The organism is Halorubrum xinjiangense, from assembly GCF_900102375.1.
Lineage (GTDB): Archaea > Halobacteriota > Halobacteria > Halobacteriales > Haloferacaceae > Halorubrum > Halorubrum xinjiangense.
Map to the genome: position 1 here is coordinate 124,819 of NZ_FNBO01000001.1, position 13,880 is coordinate 138,698.

15 protein-coding genes are annotated in these 13,880 nt (G+C 69.5%); 7 read left to right on the top strand and 8 right to left on the bottom strand.

Translation table 11 applies throughout. The annotated features are described in order from the left end of the window. Positions 1-42 precede the first annotated feature (42 nt). On the top strand, positions 43-552 hold the full coding sequence (locus F3H13_RS00555) for a PUA domain-containing protein (RefSeq protein ID WP_149797129.1): 510 nt from the start codon (positions 43-45) through the stop codon (positions 550-552). 396 nt (positions 553-948) lie between these two features. Here the strand turns inward: F3H13_RS00555 and F3H13_RS00560 are convergent, their stop codons facing one another. From F3H13_RS00560 to F3H13_RS00585, 6 genes are all read right to left on the bottom strand, one after another. Further along, positions 949-1,950, bottom strand: a complete 1,002-nt coding sequence (locus tag F3H13_RS00560; RefSeq protein ID WP_149797130.1) for a presenilin family intramembrane aspartyl protease PSH — start codon at positions 1,948-1,950, stop codon at positions 949-951. A gap of 692 nt (positions 1,951-2,642) precedes the next feature. After that, on the bottom strand, positions 2,643-3,449 hold the full coding sequence (locus tag F3H13_RS00565) for a nitrilase-related carbon-nitrogen hydrolase (RefSeq protein WP_149797131.1): 807 nt from the start codon (positions 3,447-3,449) through the stop codon (positions 2,643-2,645). After that, complete coding sequence (locus F3H13_RS00570) at positions 3,446-3,877, bottom strand: CoxG family protein (RefSeq protein WP_149797132.1); 432 nt, start codon at positions 3,875-3,877, stop codon at positions 3,446-3,448. Before F3H13_RS00570 ends, F3H13_RS00565 begins: the two co-directional genes overlap by 4 nt. Positions 3,878-3,978: 101 nt before the next feature. Next, complete coding sequence (locus tag F3H13_RS00575; RefSeq protein WP_008440311.1) at positions 3,979-4,206, bottom strand: DUF7123 family protein; 228 nt, start codon at positions 4,204-4,206, stop codon at positions 3,979-3,981. A gap of 141 nt (positions 4,207-4,347) precedes the next feature. After that, positions 4,348-4,530 (bottom strand): DUF7525 family protein, encoded by a 183-nt coding sequence (locus F3H13_RS00580; protein ID WP_149797133.1) that lies wholly within the window; start codon positions 4,528-4,530, stop codon positions 4,348-4,350. 103 nt (positions 4,531-4,633) lie between these two features. Then, positions 4,634-5,665 (bottom strand): phosphate signaling complex PhoU family protein, encoded by a 1,032-nt coding sequence (locus F3H13_RS00585; protein ID WP_149797134.1) that lies wholly within the window; start codon positions 5,663-5,665, stop codon positions 4,634-4,636. Between the two features lie 238 nt (positions 5,666-5,903). On the opposite strand from F3H13_RS00585, the gene F3H13_RS00590 reads away from it, so the two are divergent. Continuing rightward, complete coding sequence (locus F3H13_RS00590; protein WP_149797135.1) at positions 5,904-6,263, top strand: response regulator; 360 nt, start codon at positions 5,904-5,906, stop codon at positions 6,261-6,263. 24 nt (positions 6,264-6,287) lie between these two features. Here F3H13_RS00590 and F3H13_RS00595 read toward each other — a convergent pair whose 3' ends face one another. Further along, positions 6,288-6,668 (bottom strand): DUF7522 family protein, encoded by a 381-nt coding sequence (locus tag F3H13_RS00595; protein ID WP_149797136.1) that lies wholly within the window; start codon positions 6,666-6,668, stop codon positions 6,288-6,290. A 157-nt stretch (positions 6,669-6,825) separates the two neighbouring features. Here F3H13_RS00595 and aglJ point away from each other — a divergent pair, with 157 nt between their 5' ends. Both aglJ and F3H13_RS00605 read left to right on the top strand, forming a co-directional pair. Continuing rightward, the gene (aglJ, locus tag F3H13_RS00600; RefSeq protein WP_223174351.1) at positions 6,826-7,857 is read left to right on the top strand and encodes an S-layer glycoprotein N-glycosyltransferase AglJ; all 1,032 of its coding nucleotides are present in this window, start codon (positions 6,826-6,828) and stop codon (positions 7,855-7,857) included. A gap of 89 nt (positions 7,858-7,946) precedes the next feature. Continuing rightward, complete coding sequence (locus F3H13_RS00605) at positions 7,947-8,969, top strand: hypothetical protein (protein WP_149797137.1); 1,023 nt, start codon at positions 7,947-7,949, stop codon at positions 8,967-8,969. An 18-nt stretch (positions 8,970-8,987) separates the two neighbouring features. Here F3H13_RS00605 and F3H13_RS00610 read toward each other — a convergent pair whose 3' ends face one another. Continuing rightward, positions 8,988-9,929 carry an ABC transporter permease gene (locus F3H13_RS00610; RefSeq protein WP_149797138.1) on the bottom strand — a complete coding sequence of 314 codons (942 nt, stop codon included), beginning with the start codon at positions 9,927-9,929 and terminating at the stop codon, positions 8,988-8,990. Between the two features lie 247 nt (positions 9,930-10,176). Here F3H13_RS00610 and F3H13_RS00615 point away from each other — a divergent pair, with 247 nt between their 5' ends. The 3 genes from F3H13_RS00615 to F3H13_RS00625 are packed head-to-tail and all read left to right on the top strand — an operon-like array spanning position 10,177 to position 13,840. After that, positions 10,177-11,388, top strand: coding sequence for an ABC transporter permease (locus F3H13_RS00615; protein WP_149797139.1), 1,212 nt, complete (start codon positions 10,177-10,179; stop codon positions 11,386-11,388). Further along, positions 11,385-12,500 (top strand): ABC transporter ATP-binding protein, encoded by a 1,116-nt coding sequence (locus F3H13_RS00620; protein WP_149797140.1) that lies wholly within the window; start codon positions 11,385-11,387, stop codon positions 12,498-12,500. The genes F3H13_RS00615 and F3H13_RS00620 overlap by 4 nt, the downstream gene beginning before the upstream one ends. Continuing rightward, the gene (locus F3H13_RS00625) at positions 12,497-13,840 is read left to right on the top strand and encodes an ABC transporter ATP-binding protein (RefSeq protein WP_149797141.1); all 1,344 of its coding nucleotides are present in this window, start codon (positions 12,497-12,499) and stop codon (positions 13,838-13,840) included. The genes F3H13_RS00620 and F3H13_RS00625 overlap by 4 nt, the downstream gene beginning before the upstream one ends. Positions 13,841-13,880: the final 40 nt, after the last annotated feature.

The following is a 13,880-nucleotide window of genomic DNA, read 5'->3' on the forward strand; positions in this document are numbered from 1 at the left end:
CGGTGTCGCAACCGCTTTCAGCGCGCGCGGGGAACCGCGACCATGACCGACGCCGACACGCTCGCGGACCTGCGGACCGCCGCCGACTACCAGTTCGGCGCCGGCGCGGGCGAGGCCCTGTTCCCGCCGGACGACGCCCTCACCGTGCGCCGATCGAGCGGCGGCCGCCCGCGGCAGGTGATCGACGGCGACGTCGACGACACCCCCGGCAGCAGCGAGGGCGACCGGCTCGTCTCGTACGGCACCGACGGCCGGTTCACGCTCGGGCTCGCGGGCGGGAAGCGGATCGCCGACGCGTTCCCCGAACCGCGACACCGGATGGTCGTCGGCGAGGAGAGCGAGCCGTTCGTGCGCGAGGGGCGCAACACGTTCGCGAAGTTCGTGACCGCAGCCGACGACGGGATCCGCCCGGGCGACGAGGTCCTCGTCGTCGACGAGACGGACGAGATATTCGGGGTCGGCCGCGCCGAGCTCTCCGGCACTGAGGCCGAGGAGCTCGGCTCCGGCGTCGCCGTCAAGACGCGCGACGGGAACCCCGCGGACGACGACTAACGAATTTCTCTGCGGTGAATTCTCTGCGGTGGCGCGTGCCTGCGAGGCCGCCTTGCGGCCGAGCAGCACGCGCGAGGGAGTCGGTCGTCCGGAGCGAAGCGGAGGACGACCGACGAGGCTGGGGAGGTGTGAGGTGCCGTGCGGTTGTGGTCGGGCGGGACTCGAAGGGGCAGCCGCGAGGCGGGCGCAGGCGACGTAAGCACTGGAGGGAGCGAGCACCGCGAGCGACCGAAGCGCGCAGCGAGCGTGCGCCCGCCTCGCGGCTGGGGCTTCGGTGGTGGTCGTGTCGATCGGCAGTTTATAAACAATATCATCGTACAGCCGAGCGGCTGGGGCTTCGGTGGTGGTCGTGTCCCTCAGCGATTTATAAACACAGTCGTCGTACGGCGAATATATTTAAAAGAACCCCGCGAGCCCCAGCGCCTCGAGCAGCGGGACCCCGGCGACGACCGAGCCGATCAGGTAGCCGCCGATCGCGCCGCCGTTTAAGAGGGGAAGCCCCGCGTGCGGCCGACCCTGTATCACCCAGCGCATGAGGACGATCAGCCCCGCGAGCGTCCCGACCATCGCGAGCAGTGCGGGGAGGTTGACACCGAGGAGCGGGACCGCGAGGTCCGCCGCCGGCGAGAACCTCGCCGCGCTCGCGATGAGCACCGTCGGGATGACGGCGTCGCCGAGGCCGATGAAGAAGGCGTCGCGGTCGCCGTCCTCGTCGGGTTCGGCGGCCGCGACTTTCTCCTCCTTGTCGGCGGAAGCAGCCTCGGGATCCGCATCCGCGTCCGCCTCCTCGCCCACGCCCGAAGCCTCCTCGCTCGCTCCCTCGCCGTCGAGCAGCGAGTACGACAGCGACAGCGGGATCACCAACACGACGGGGATGTTCAGGTCCATCACGCCCTCCGCGAGCGACAGCATGTGTTCGGTGCCGTACACCGAGATCGCGTCGTAGACGGCGAGGACGGCGAGGAGGATTAGCGCGGGCAGCAGGCCGAACGAGATGCCGAAGAGGCCGGCGGCGCCCGCGCCCATCAACACCCCGGCGGTGTCGATCACGTACCACTCCGGGTGGACGAGCAGGCCGACGGCGACCGCGACCGCGGGGACAGCGGCCGCGAGCGGCGAGACGAGCGCGGAGAACACGTACCACGAGAGCCACGCGGAGACGCCGACGATCAGCAGCCGGATCGCCCCGTCGAAGTCGTAGCGGAACGCCGCTAACATCAGTCCGGTCATCGCGACGATGGCGACGACGTACAGCACGCTGTTCGTGGGGTTATCGGGGTTTTCGACCGCCTGATAGCCGCTCGCGGCGAACTCGGGGACCAGCGCCAGCGCGCCCACCTGGACGACTAAGAACAGCCCGACGACGAAGGCGACGCCGCGGTACTCGCGGGGGAACATTCGAACGCGGATTCGTCGGCCGAGGGTTTCCTCCTTGCGCTTCGACCCGGCCGGCGAGGAACGCGGTCGCTGTCCGGCGAAGTGGAGCGCGCACAGAAAGGGGTTCGGGCTCGGTGTGGGAGCGGGTGGACCCGAACCCAAGCCGACGGACGACGGACGGTGGAAGCGAGTGGCCGACCGGCCCGCCCGAAGCGGGATGGGGCCGGCCGGATGCGTCCGCGGCGTTTACTGCCTTTCCCGAGCGACGTATGAACTTACCGGCCGAGTTATCACGAGAGATACTCGGATCGGAGAGACGGCGGCAGCGGCGTGCGGTCGAAGAGGGTGCGACTGGACGAGGAGAAAGAGATGCGACTGGACGGCAGTCGAGGGCGGAGCGAAGAGAGCAGAAGGGGTGGAAGGGGTGGAAACGCGGAAAGGGTGGAAGCGAAGGGAGGCGGGCGAAAGGCGAGGCGGCGAGAGGCGGGCGGGCGGCGGCCGGACAGCGGACCCCCGGGCTGTCGTCGGCGACGCCGCCCAGCGGTCGGGACGGGCGCGCGGATCGATTAACGCCGAATTCCAACGAGAAAAGCGTCGGTCTTCGGCATGTTCGGCTACGTGCCTCACGCGTATAAATATGTGAGATCCGGATCCGGATTCGAGTCCCGATCGCGGACGCGGGAGGCAACGGACTCGGCCCGCGGACCGGAACCTCACCGGCGGTCGCGGAGCGCGGGGAACTCCTCGCGGACCGCCGCGACCCGCTCGGGGTCCACCGTCGCGGTGACGACTCCGGGCTCGTCGCCGACGGACGCGAGCGTCGTTCCCCACGGGTCGTACACCGCGCTCCGCCCGCAGAGCGCGTCGTCGCCGAACCGCCCGCTCCCGTTGACCGCGGCGACATACGTCAGGTTCTCGATGGCTCGCGCGCGGCCGAGCGTCCGCCAGTGTTCGATCCGCGGGTACGGCCACGCGCTCGGCACCACCACGCACTCGACGCCGGCTTCGACCATCCCGCGGAACTGCTCGGGGAACCGGAGGTCATAGCAGGTCGTCACCCCGACCCTGACCCCGCCGAGGTCGACCACGGGCGTCCGCTCGCCGGGGACCATCCGGTCCGTCTCCTCGGAGCCGTACCCGAACAGGTGGCGCTTCCGGTAGACGAGGCGCCGCTCGCCGTCGGCGTCGAACAGCACCGCGGCGTTGGCGAGCCCCGACTCGGCGGGCACGTCGAGGCCGTCCGCGGCCGACGCCGACAGGTCCTCGACGACGGTCCCCGCCAGTACCGCCACGTCGTTGTCGTCGGCCGCGGCCGCGAACCGGGAGAGGCGGTCGCCGGCGAGGCTCTCCGCGGCGCGGCCGTACGCGTCGAACGCGAAGTAGCCGACGTCGAACAGCTCGGGGAGCACGACGAGGTCGGCGCCCGCGGCCGCGGCCGCCCGAACGCGGTCGAGCGCCCGCTCGACGTTCGCCTCGATTTCGCCGCCCTCGACCGCCAGTTGGACGCCGGCGAGCCTCATGCCGGGGAGGCGAGCGAGGCGCGGAGCGCGTCCTCTAAGTTGTCCAGTTCGGCGTCGAAGTTGCGCTTGAAGAAGGACTCGACGCCGGGGAGCCGCCCGTCGACGACGAACTCGTTGGCGAGCCGGCAGCCGCCGTCGTCGGTCTCGGTGATCTCGTGTTCGCCCGTCACGCGGAAGGCGCGCGACTTCCCGACGAACTTCACCCGGTTCGGGGGGTCGCGCTCGACCTCCTCCGTCTCGACGTCGATCGTCGACCGGATCATCGGTATCGGGAGCGCGACGTGCCAGGTCGCGTTCCGGTCGTCGTGGACCTCGAAGGAGTCGACCACGCTGATGGCGCCCGCGCGCTGCTCCGCGTCCGAGATGAACGCCCACACGTCGGCCGGCGGCGCGTCGAACTCGAACGTCCGGGAGACTCGAACGGTCATACGTTCCCGTTTGGGGCGACGGGGGTTAAAAATGCGCGTCGACGGAGTCGGGTTCGGAGAACGCGGCGAGCGCGTCGGGACGCGACCGCGGCCCTACCGCCTCATCCTTCCGGCGTCACGCGCCAGGTCGTCGACTTGGCGCGGCCCCACTTCTCGATATCGACGTCGTCCGACTTCTCGGCGAGGCGGGGGAGCCGCGAGCCGACCTGCTTCGCGGTGAGCCCGATCGCGTCGGCGATCGTCTTCGAGCGAACGTACCGCTCGCCACGGGTGACGCTGTCCGTGAGGTACGCGAGGATTCGCTGTTCCTCCTCGGTGTACTCGCTCATTATCAGATATACACGTCTGACGTCCTTAACGGTTTCTCGTCTTCGCGACCGATCGGCCGGACGGGAACCGAGCGCGGACCGGCCGCATCGATCGACGCGGGACCACCCAGGTCGGTCGACGCGGGACTGCGGCGCGATCGGTCAGTCGAACAGCTGAACCGCGCCGACGGCGAACGTCGCGAAGACGAACGCGGCCGCGAACCCCCACGCCTTCCCCAACTGCCCGGGGTAGGCGAACATGACTACGGCGCCGACGACCGCGACGGCACCGAGCGCGAGCGCGACGCCGACCTCCTTGTCCGATTCGATGGAACCCTCGCTCATACGAACCGCTTCGCGGGGGGCCACTTAGTTCATGCGAACCGCGCGACGCGGTCGGCCAACGGCGGCGGGCGCCGGCCGCGTCAGCGCGAAGCGACCGCCGCGGTCAGATGATCTCGACGTGGTCAGACGCCTCGTTGAGCGCGAGGTTCGCGGCGATCTCGGCGTTCCGCATTGCGTACTCCGCGGTGTGCTGGAGGCTGACGAGCACCTCGCGGGTCATGAGCAGCGTCTCGTTGTCCAGGTCGTCCGGCAGCTCGGCGAGGATTTCCTGCTCGCGGTCCTCCAAGCGCGAGAACAGGTCGCGGCACTCGACGGTGAGGTCGTAGTCGCGCTCGACGACCGCCCGCACCGCGAGCGCGGTCAGATCGTCCACCTGGTCGGTGAACTCGCGGATCTGTCGCATCGTCGCGCTGTCGACGTCGAGGGTGTGCCCGTCGGCCTCCATCACGATCTCCGCGATGTCCTCCGCGTTGTCGGCGGTGAGTTCGAGGTTCTTCGCGACCGAGCGGTAGCCGATGAGCGGGAACCCCTCCTCGAGGCCGACCGCGCGCGCGAGGTTCGGGTTCTGGTAGGCCGTGAAGATCAGCCGGAGGAGGAGGACGAATATCTTGTTCGCCTGCCGCTCGCGGTTGAGCGCGCGCTGCGCGAGGTCGGGGTTGCCGTGCGCGAGCGCCTTCACGCCCTCGCCGCGCATCGTCGAGCCGGTGTTCTCCAGCCGTTCGAGCAGGTTGTCGAGGGTGAAATCCTCCGGATCGACCGAACAGCGGATCGAGATGTCCTCCGGGGTCTCCTCGATGACGCCGAGCCCCATCAGCTGGGTCTCAGCCTTGTACACCGCGTTGATGTGTTCGCTGTCGAGCGTCCCCTCGCTGCGGACGTGGATCACGCGCCGCCCGAGCACGTACTGCGCGACGATCGCGCGTTCGAGCGACCGCGCGTCGAGGCCGTCCGCGTTGATGACGGCCTCCGACTCCTCCGTGCTCACGGACTCGGGAAGCACCGTGAGCGTCCCCTTGCCACCCATCCGCAGCGACACCTCGTCGCCTTTGTTCACGCCGTGTTCCTGCGCCCACTCGGCCGGGAGAGTCATCGCCAGCGTCGACGGCCCCAACCGCTGGACCTTCCGCGTTTCCATACGCGACCGTATCGCGGGATACACCTTAACCTTGTTCCCATGTTCATTATATGCTTTATCGAATATACAAGGGATAGCGTTCGAGAAGGGGTCGCACTCCCGACACCGAGTCGCGCCCTATCCCCGACCGCGTTCGAACCCCGCGTGCCGAGTGATTCGAGCCTATCTTGCTGAGTGATTCGCGCCGTCCGTCTCATGCGATCCGCGCGCTTATATCGGTCAGGCCGGGATACACTGTATGACCGAGCGGGTGCTCGTCGTCGACGACTCCTCCTTCCAGCGGACCGTCGTCCGGGACGCGCTGGAGGACCGATTCGAGGTCGTCGACGAGGCGGAAAACGGCGCAGAGGCGGTCGAACTCTTCGAGGCGTACGAGCCCGACGCGGTGTCGATGGACGTCGTGATGCCGGAGGTGACAGGGATCGAAGCGACCGCGACGATCAAAGAGCAGCGGCCCGACGCGGTGATCGTGATGTGTACGAGCGTCGACCAGCAGGAGAAGATGATGGAGGCGGTGAAGGCGGGCGCCGACGGCTACGTGACGAAGCCCGTCGACGCCGACGAGCTGGTCGGCGAGTTCGAGAGCCACCTCGGGTGACGTTGTCGCGGAGCCGGCACGGAGTCAAGCGGGGTCGAACGACCGGAGGAGCGACGCGAGCGCGCTCGCCAGCTCCTCGAACCGATCCATCTCCATCGAGTCGGTGGTCACCCACACGCCGTGGTCGTTGGCGATCACGCGCGTGAGGTAGCCGTTCTCGAACACGCGAACCGTGAACTGGTACTCGCCGAGCTGGGTGTCCGCGTACATCGTCTGCGCGTGGAACCCGTGCCGCTCGTTCTCCGCGAAGCCGATCAGGTCGGCGGTCCGGCTCAGGTCGCTGCGGAGGTACAGCTGCTCGACGTCGTCTTCGGTGAAGTACGTGAGGCTCCGCAGCTCGTCGCCCGTCGCCGTGCGGGCGGCGCTCAGCAGCTCGTCGGCGTGGTCGTCCGGTGGATGTGACATACAACCACGATCAATGCTCACATACATGAGCGTGTGGGTGACCGCAGCACCCGCAGGGGCGGCGGCGTTGCGGGTGGCCCCTAGCGGCGGTGCGGGCGGCCCCCGGCCGCGACCGGGAGGGACAGAGTTTAGCGACTCCCGCGTGATCGCTCGCCTGATGAGCGATCACGACGACGTCTGCGTCCTGTTGCCGACGATGAACGAGGCCGAGACGGTCGCACGCGTCGTCACGGGCTTCCGCGACGCCGGGTTCGAGAATGTCCTCGTGATCGACGGGGGGTCGACCGACGAGACGCAGTCGATAGCCCGCGAGGCCGGCGCGCGCGTCGTCGAGCAGTCGGGCCGCGGGAAGGGACAGGCAGTCAGGGAGGCGGTCCGCGACCACGTCGCGGCGCCGTACGTGCTGATGGCCGACGCCGACGCCACCTACGACGCCGACGACGCGGCGGCGATGCTCGACCCGCTCTTCGACGGCGAGGCCGAGCACGTCATCGGCAACCGGTTCGCGGACATGCGCCCGGGCGCGATGACCCGACTCAACCGGATCGGCAACCGCCTGATCAACCTCGCGTTCCGGACGATCCACCGCGAGGGCTACCGCGACATCCTCTCGGGGTACCGCGCGTTCACCCGCGAGTCGTTCCGGCGGCTCCACCTCACCGCGGACGGGTTCGGGATCGAGACGGAGATGGCCGTCGAATGCGTGAAGAACCGCGTCCCCGTCTCCGTTGTCCCGATCACGTACCGAGAGCGCCCCGGCGGCTCGGCGACGAATCTCCACCCGATCCGCGACGGCGGGGTGATCTTCTTGGAGCTGTACCGGAAGGCGAAGACGAACAACCCGCTGTTCTACTTCGGGAGCGTCGGCGCGGCGTCGACCGCGGCGGGGATAGCGATGGCGGCGTTCGTGTTGTACCGGTACCTCGCGTTCGGTATCAGCCACGAGGTGGTCGCCGTCGGCGCGGTCGGCGCGACGATCCTCGGGATCCAGCTGCTCGTGTTCGGGTTCCTCGCGGACATGATCCACTCGCTCCACCAAGAGCAGATCGCGCGCTATGAACGCGCCGTCAGCGACGAGACATCGGATCGACCGTCCGAGAACGCGAGCCCCGACGCCCCCGAAGACCGCGGCTCCGGGCGCGACGACGAACCGGCGCGGCGCGAGGCGGCCGACGAAGCCGGCGACTGATCGCGTCGAAACGCCGGCAGAGACGGGATTTTCGGGCGATTCGATCCGGGATACCGGCCGTTTTTATCGTTCCGGGAACATTCGTGAACATGAGCTCCCGTGGCACGTCGTTACGAGACAGGATCCGCGAGCCGGAGTACACCGGAGCGAACCGGTGTGTCCCGTGTACCGTTCTGAACGGGATTCTCGCCCTCGCGCTGACCGCAGCGGCCGCGGTGTTCGGGCCGGTGGCCGCGGCGGTCGTGCTGGTCGCGTCGCTGGGGAGCATCTACTACCGGGGATACCTGGTACCCGGAACGCCGGAACTCACGAAGCGGTACCTCCCAGACCGCGTGCTCCGACTGTTCGGGAAGGCCCCCGAGGGACCCAGGGACGGCTGGGAGGAGGTGTCGACCGCGCGGTCCGGCGAGGTGACGGTGACCACGTTCGAACCGGACGGGACGGTCGACGAGACCACCGGCCGGGCCGGTAGCGACGCCGACGAAGCGGCCGACGCCGAGACCGCAGAGCAGGTCGACGCCGACGAACCGGAGTTCGAGACGATAGAGCGAATCCGCGACCAGCGGGAGAACGCCGTGGATCCGATCGAGTTCCTCCTGGACGTCGCCGTCGTCGAGCCGACGGACGACGGCGAGGACCTGATCTTCGAGGACGACTTCGCTGAGGCGGTCGAGTCGCGCGTCGCCTCGCTCGAACGCGAGGAGGTGCGGGCGGAGACGCTCGCCGAGATGTTCGGCGTGAGTCCGGACGACGTCGCCTTCGAGGACCGGTCGTATCCCGCGGTGACCGTCCTGCGACGCGTCCGGAAGTGGCCGGGCGACGGCGCGTACCTCGCGGACGTGGCGTCGCACCTCGCCCTCATCGAGCGCACCGACCGGTGGCTCGACGTGCCGGCCGAACAGCGGCTCTCGATCCTCCAGTCGCTCCGGTCGTTCCACGCTTCGTGCCCGGTGTGCGGCGGCGACGTCGCGGCGACCGCCGACACCGTCGAGTCCTGCTGTATGGCCCACGAGGTCGTCGCGATCCGCTGTGCGGACTGCGGCGAACACATCCTCGAACTCGACCCGGAAAAGGTCGCGACGCCGGGCGAAGACACGGGCATAACGCCCTGACCGCGCTTTGGGCGGACCTCACCCCATCTCGACCCGCGGGTCGAGGTAGCCGTACGCCAGGTCCTGAACGATGGTCCCGATCACGCCGACGGCGATCACGACGATGGTCCCGCCGAGAAGCACGGGGAGATCGCGGTCGGCGACCGCCCGCAACAGCAGGAGGCCGAACCCCTCGATGCCGAACAGGACCTCCGTCACGAACGCCGCGAGGACGAGCAGTCCGATCGCCTCGGTGAACAACATCGAGAAGAACGGAATGGCGGCGTTTCGGACGACGTGAGCGGCGACGCGGTACCCCGAGGCGCCCTTCGCCCTGACGAGCGAGACGAACTCCGCCGTGGCGTACTCCCGCGAGTGGGCCCGCGAGTAGCTGACGTATCCCCCGAGCAGCGCCGTGAACGTCAGTCCGATCGGGAGCAGGTGATCGAAGAGGAGCGGCGAGCGGTCCAGCCGCCCGTCGAGCGTGAGCGAGAAGAGCATCCCGCCGAGCCAGAAGCCGGGCAGGGCGAAGAGCAGATAGGCCGTCGCGACGCCGCCGGACCCGACGCGGCTCTCCGGGTACAGCGCGGCGAACATCCCGATCGAGACCCCGCAGACGACGGCCAAGCCGATCGCGGGGACGACGTACGCGGCCGTCCGGGCGGCCGCTTCCATCACGAGCGGAAACACCGGTTCGCCGGTCGACATCGAGCTCCCCCAGTCGAGGGTGACCATGTTTCCGAGCCAGTCGACGTACACCTCGGTAAGCGGCCTGTCGAGGCCGCGCGCCGCGAAGTACTCCGCTCTGATCTCCGCGAGCGCGTCGGGGTCGTTCTCGCCCGCGAACCTGGCGACGCCGATCTGCCCGGACAACACCCAGTCTTCGGTGAGCGTGAACAGCGCGAATATCGTCGTGAGGACGGCCCAAGCGGTCACGAGACCCATGAGCGCCCGCTTCGCGAGGATCCGGAGCGGGTTCATCGGATCGCACCCGGGTTCGGCGCGCGCGTCGTCGCGTGAGCGGTATCTGGAGGGAGGGCCGGCCGAGGCTTCGAGATCGATGCGGAGGACACGTTTGCGGGCACCACGAACGCGAAGATATTAAATCAGGGGCGTGTCCGCCGCGAGTCGCCGATTCACGGAGAGGGGGAGATACTAGTTGCCGTCGCGTCGCGAATCGGGCAGGTGGTTTTAACGTCCGTCCGTCGATACTACGGTTACCCTCCATATGCCGCCAACAGAAGACGCTCCGCAGTTCGAAGACCTCGATTGGGACGATATTCAACGGTCGAAGCGAACCGTCACGGCCGAGCGGGCGGCGCTGGTCGTCGGTGTGGCGCTTATCGCCCTCGTCCGGGCGTATCAGTGGTTGTCGGCGGGGCCGTATCTGATCGGTGACCTGCGGCCGGCGACCGTCGATTGGGTGTTCCTCCTCGCCGCGACGGTCGTCGCCGCCTACGGCGTGATCCCGTTCGCGAAGCGGCTCCGGCGGCGGCGAGTCTCGCTCTTCGACGCGCTTCGACGGCGACCCGCGGTGGCGCTCTCGAGCGCGTTCGTCGCCGGGCTCCTCGCGGTCGGGGTGGCCGGTCCAGCGCTCGGCGGCTCCCCGCCGCTCCGGTTCCACCACGCCTTCCACCCGCCGGTGGGATTCGCCAGTACGGTCCCCCCGCAGGAGTGTCTCGGCGTCGAGACGGGCGGCGCGTTCGACCGGGTGTGTCACGGGACGTGGGAGTACCCCCTCGGAACGAACAAGCGCGGGCACCCGCTCGGCTTCCTCCTGATAGCGGGCGCCCGAACCGCGGCGTACGTGACCGTCATCTCGGCGGCGTTCATCGTTCCGCTGGCCGCGGCGGTCGGCGTCGTCGCGGGAATCCGCGGCGGCGTCGTCGACGACCTGCTCTCGGCGTACGTCGACGTTCAGCTGTGTATCCCGGCGCTGCTTCTGTACTTCATCGGCTACGCCTACTACGGGCCCTCGCTGCTGTTGCTGCTCGCGACGTTCGGACTGCTCAGCTGGGGCGGGATCGCCCGGCTGGTTCGAAGCGAGGTGATCCAGCGCCGCGGGGAGGGGTACGTCCTCGTCGCTCGGAGCCTCGGGGCGTCCGGAGCGTACGTCGCTCGGCGACACATCATTCCCAACAGCACGAACACGCTCGTTCCGGCCGTGTTCCAGCTGCTTGCGCTGTTCGTCCTCATCGAGGCGGGCGTCGCCTTCCTCGGGTTCCACGAGGTCGGCACCTACTCGTGGGGGTCGACGATCAGCGAGTCGAGCAACGCGGCGATCGCCGGACAGCTCCAGGAGCGGGCCGAACAGCCCGCCTACAAGATCTGGTGGGCCTCGACGCTCCCGGCCGCCGCGCTGACGGCGACGCTCGTCGCGTTCAAGACGCTGGGAGATGGCGTTCGGGACGCGCTCGACCCGAGGGGTGACCGCTCGTGAGCCGCCGACGCGACGGCCCCGTCGAGACCCCGCTTCTCTCCGTGCGGGACCTCCGGACGCGGATCCGGACAGACGGCGGATGGCTCCACGCGGTCGACGGGGTGAGCTTCGACGTCGACCGGGGCGAAACGGTGTGTCTGGTCGGCGAGTCCGGCAGCGGCAAAAGCGTCACCTGCGAGTCGCTCACCGGGCTCGTCCCCCAACCGCCGGCTGAGGTGTCGGCCGACGCCGTCGAGTTCGACGGGGAGTCCGTCATCGATCGGTCGGCGACGGAACTGCGGTCGATCCGGGGGCGTCGGATCGCCCACGTGTTCCAGAACCCGCAGAGCGCGCTCGATCCGGTGTACGCCGTCGGCGAGCAGGTGACGGAGTCGATACGGATCCACGAGGACGTGAGCCGGTCGGCGGCGCGAGGCCGCGCGGTCGATCTGCTCCGGCGGGTCGGCATCCCCCGTGCGAGGGAGCGCCTCGACAGCTATCCGCACGAGTTCTCGGGCGGGATGCAACAGCGACTCGCCATCGCGGTCGCGCTGGCTGGCGACCCGGACCTGCTCATCGCCGACGAGCCGACGACCGCGGTGGACGTCACGGTACAGGCGCGGCTGCTCGACCTGTTCCGGTCGATCGTCGGCGACGGGACGAGCATCCTGCTCGTGACCCACGACCTGCGAGTCGTCGCCGCCGTCGCCGATCGCGTGCTGGTCATGTACGGCGGCACAATCGTCGAGCGGGGACCCGTCGAGGCGGTGTTCGGCGAGCCCTCCCATCCGTACACCCAGGCGCTGTTCGACAGCTACGGGGAGACCGATGGACCGTCTATCGACGAGCGGACCGCTCGCGGCGAGATCCCGGCCGACGGCTGCCGGTTCCGCGCGGAGTGCCCGCACGCGATAGACGAGTGCGCCGGCGGCGCGCAGCCGCCGTTCCACCGGGTCTCCGGGGCGGCCGCCCACGCGGCGTCGTGCGTTCACTACGGGGCGGACGGGGACCCGTCACCGATCCGCGAAAACGCGACGTCGCCGATGGACAGCCGAGCGGAGCGAGAGTCGGAGGGCGAGATCGCGGAGTCGTCATCGACGGCGACCCCAAACGCGGAGGGCGAGCCGCGATGAGCGGGGACCCGATCTGCTCGGTCCGCGACCTGAAGAAGCACTACCCGATCACCCGCGGGCTGCTCCGTCGCGAAGTCGGCCGCGTCCGCGCCGTCGACGGCGTGAGTTTCGACGTCGAGCGCGGGGAGGCCCTCGGGATCGTCGGCGAGTCAGGGAGCGGCAAGACGACGACGGCGCACACCGTCTTGGGGCTCGAAGAGCCGACTGCCGGCGAGGTCCGGTTCGACGGCGAGCCGGTGTCGGAGCTGACGGGCGAGGAGCGCGACGCGTTCCGCCGCCGCGCGCAGCTGATCGTTCAGGACCCCAACGACGCGCTCGACCCGCGGATGACGGTCGGAGAGGCGGTGGCCGAACCCCTCCGGATCCACGGTCTCGACGACGCCGAGCGGCGGAACGCGATCGTCGCGGACATCCTCGAACGCGTCGGGCTCTCCGGAGACGACGCGGACCGCTACCCCCACGAGTTCTCCGGCGGCGAGAAACAGCGGATCTCGATCGCGCGGGCGCTCGTCGTCAGCCCCGACCTCATCGTCGCGGACGAGCCGACGAGCGCGCTGGACGCGAGGGTCCGGTCCGAGATCCTCGACCTGCTGGACCGGATCCGGCGCGAGTTCGACATCGCCGTCCTGTTCGTCAGCCACGACCTCGACGTGATCCGACGGAGCTGCGACCGGGTCGCGGTCATGTACCTCGGCGAGATCGTCGAGCGAGGCGCGACCGATTCCGTGTTGGCGGACCCGGCACACCCGTACACGCGGGTGTTGCTCTCCTCCGTCCCCTCCCTCGACCCGACGGACCGAGAGCTCGGGCGGCCGCTGACGGACACGGTCCCGAACCCGAGCGATCCGCCCTCAGGCTGTCGGTTCCATCCCCGGTGCCCCGACGTGATCCCGCCGGCGGACCTCTCGGTGTCGGAGTCGACCTGGCGGGCGATCGCGGGCTTTCGCTTCTCGGTCCAAGCGGGAGAGCTTCCGGAGGCCGCCGTCGGGGACCCCGAAAGCGAGACGGGGACGGGCGGTGACCGCGCCGGCGAGGGACGCACCGCAGCGACAGTTCGACGCGCCGTCGGCCTAGCGGAAGAGCTCCCCGACCCCGACGCGGAGGCCGCGGTCGAGGACGCGGCCGCGGCGCTCGCGGCCGGCGACGTCGACGCCGCGGACGAGACGCTGGCCGCCGCCTTCACCAGCGTCTGCGAACGCGAGGCCCCGGCGGCCGTCGACCGGCCGGCGGACGCGGGAGCGGAACGGGTGACGACCGGCACCGTCAGCTGTCTCCGGCACGGTCGGAGCGGAAGCGCGGAAGCGGTCCGCCCGGACGGCGACGCCGAGACCGAGAACTGAACTCGGTGGGACGGGCGAGGAGGCGAGTGAGACGGGCGAG

Excerpts from the sequence above, each read along its gene's own strand:
- F3H13_RS00625 (WP_149797141.1), top strand. The coding sequence starts at position 12,497 with ATGAGCGGGGACCCGATCTGCTCGGTCCGCGACCTGAAGAAGCACTAC.
- F3H13_RS00610 (WP_149797138.1), bottom strand. The coding sequence starts at position 9,929 with ATGAACCCGCTCCGGATCCTCGCGAAGCGGGCGCTCATGGGTCTCGTG.
- F3H13_RS00575 (WP_008440311.1), bottom strand. The coding sequence starts at position 4,206 with ATGAGCGAGTACACCGAGGAGGAACAGCGAATCCTCGCGTACCTCACG.
- F3H13_RS00590 (WP_149797135.1), top strand. The coding sequence starts at position 5,904 with ATGACCGAGCGGGTGCTCGTCGTCGACGACTCCTCCTTCCAGCGGACC.
- F3H13_RS00585 (WP_149797134.1), bottom strand. The coding sequence starts at position 5,665 with ATGGAAACGCGGAAGGTCCAGCGGTTGGGGCCGTCGACGCTGGCGATG.
- F3H13_RS00560 (WP_149797130.1), bottom strand. The coding sequence starts at position 1,950 with ATGTTCCCCCGCGAGTACCGCGGCGTCGCCTTCGTCGTCGGGCTGTTC.
- F3H13_RS00555 (WP_149797129.1), top strand. The coding sequence starts at position 43 with ATGACCGACGCCGACACGCTCGCGGACCTGCGGACCGCCGCCGACTAC.
- F3H13_RS00565 (WP_149797131.1), bottom strand. The coding sequence starts at position 3,449 with ATGAGGCTCGCCGGCGTCCAACTGGCGGTCGAGGGCGGCGAAATCGAG.
- F3H13_RS00570 (WP_149797132.1), bottom strand. The coding sequence starts at position 3,877 with ATGACCGTTCGAGTCTCCCGGACGTTCGAGTTCGACGCGCCGCCGGCC.
- F3H13_RS00605 (WP_149797137.1), top strand. The coding sequence starts at position 7,947 with ATGAGCTCCCGTGGCACGTCGTTACGAGACAGGATCCGCGAGCCGGAG.
- F3H13_RS00595 (WP_149797136.1), bottom strand. The coding sequence starts at position 6,668 with ATGTCACATCCACCGGACGACCACGCCGACGAGCTGCTGAGCGCCGCC.
- F3H13_RS00615 (WP_149797139.1), top strand. The coding sequence starts at position 10,177 with ATGCCGCCAACAGAAGACGCTCCGCAGTTCGAAGACCTCGATTGGGAC.
- F3H13_RS00580 (WP_149797133.1), bottom strand. The coding sequence starts at position 4,530 with ATGAGCGAGGGTTCCATCGAATCGGACAAGGAGGTCGGCGTCGCGCTC.
- aglJ (WP_223174351.1), top strand. The coding sequence starts at position 6,826 with ATGAGCGATCACGACGACGTCTGCGTCCTGTTGCCGACGATGAACGAG.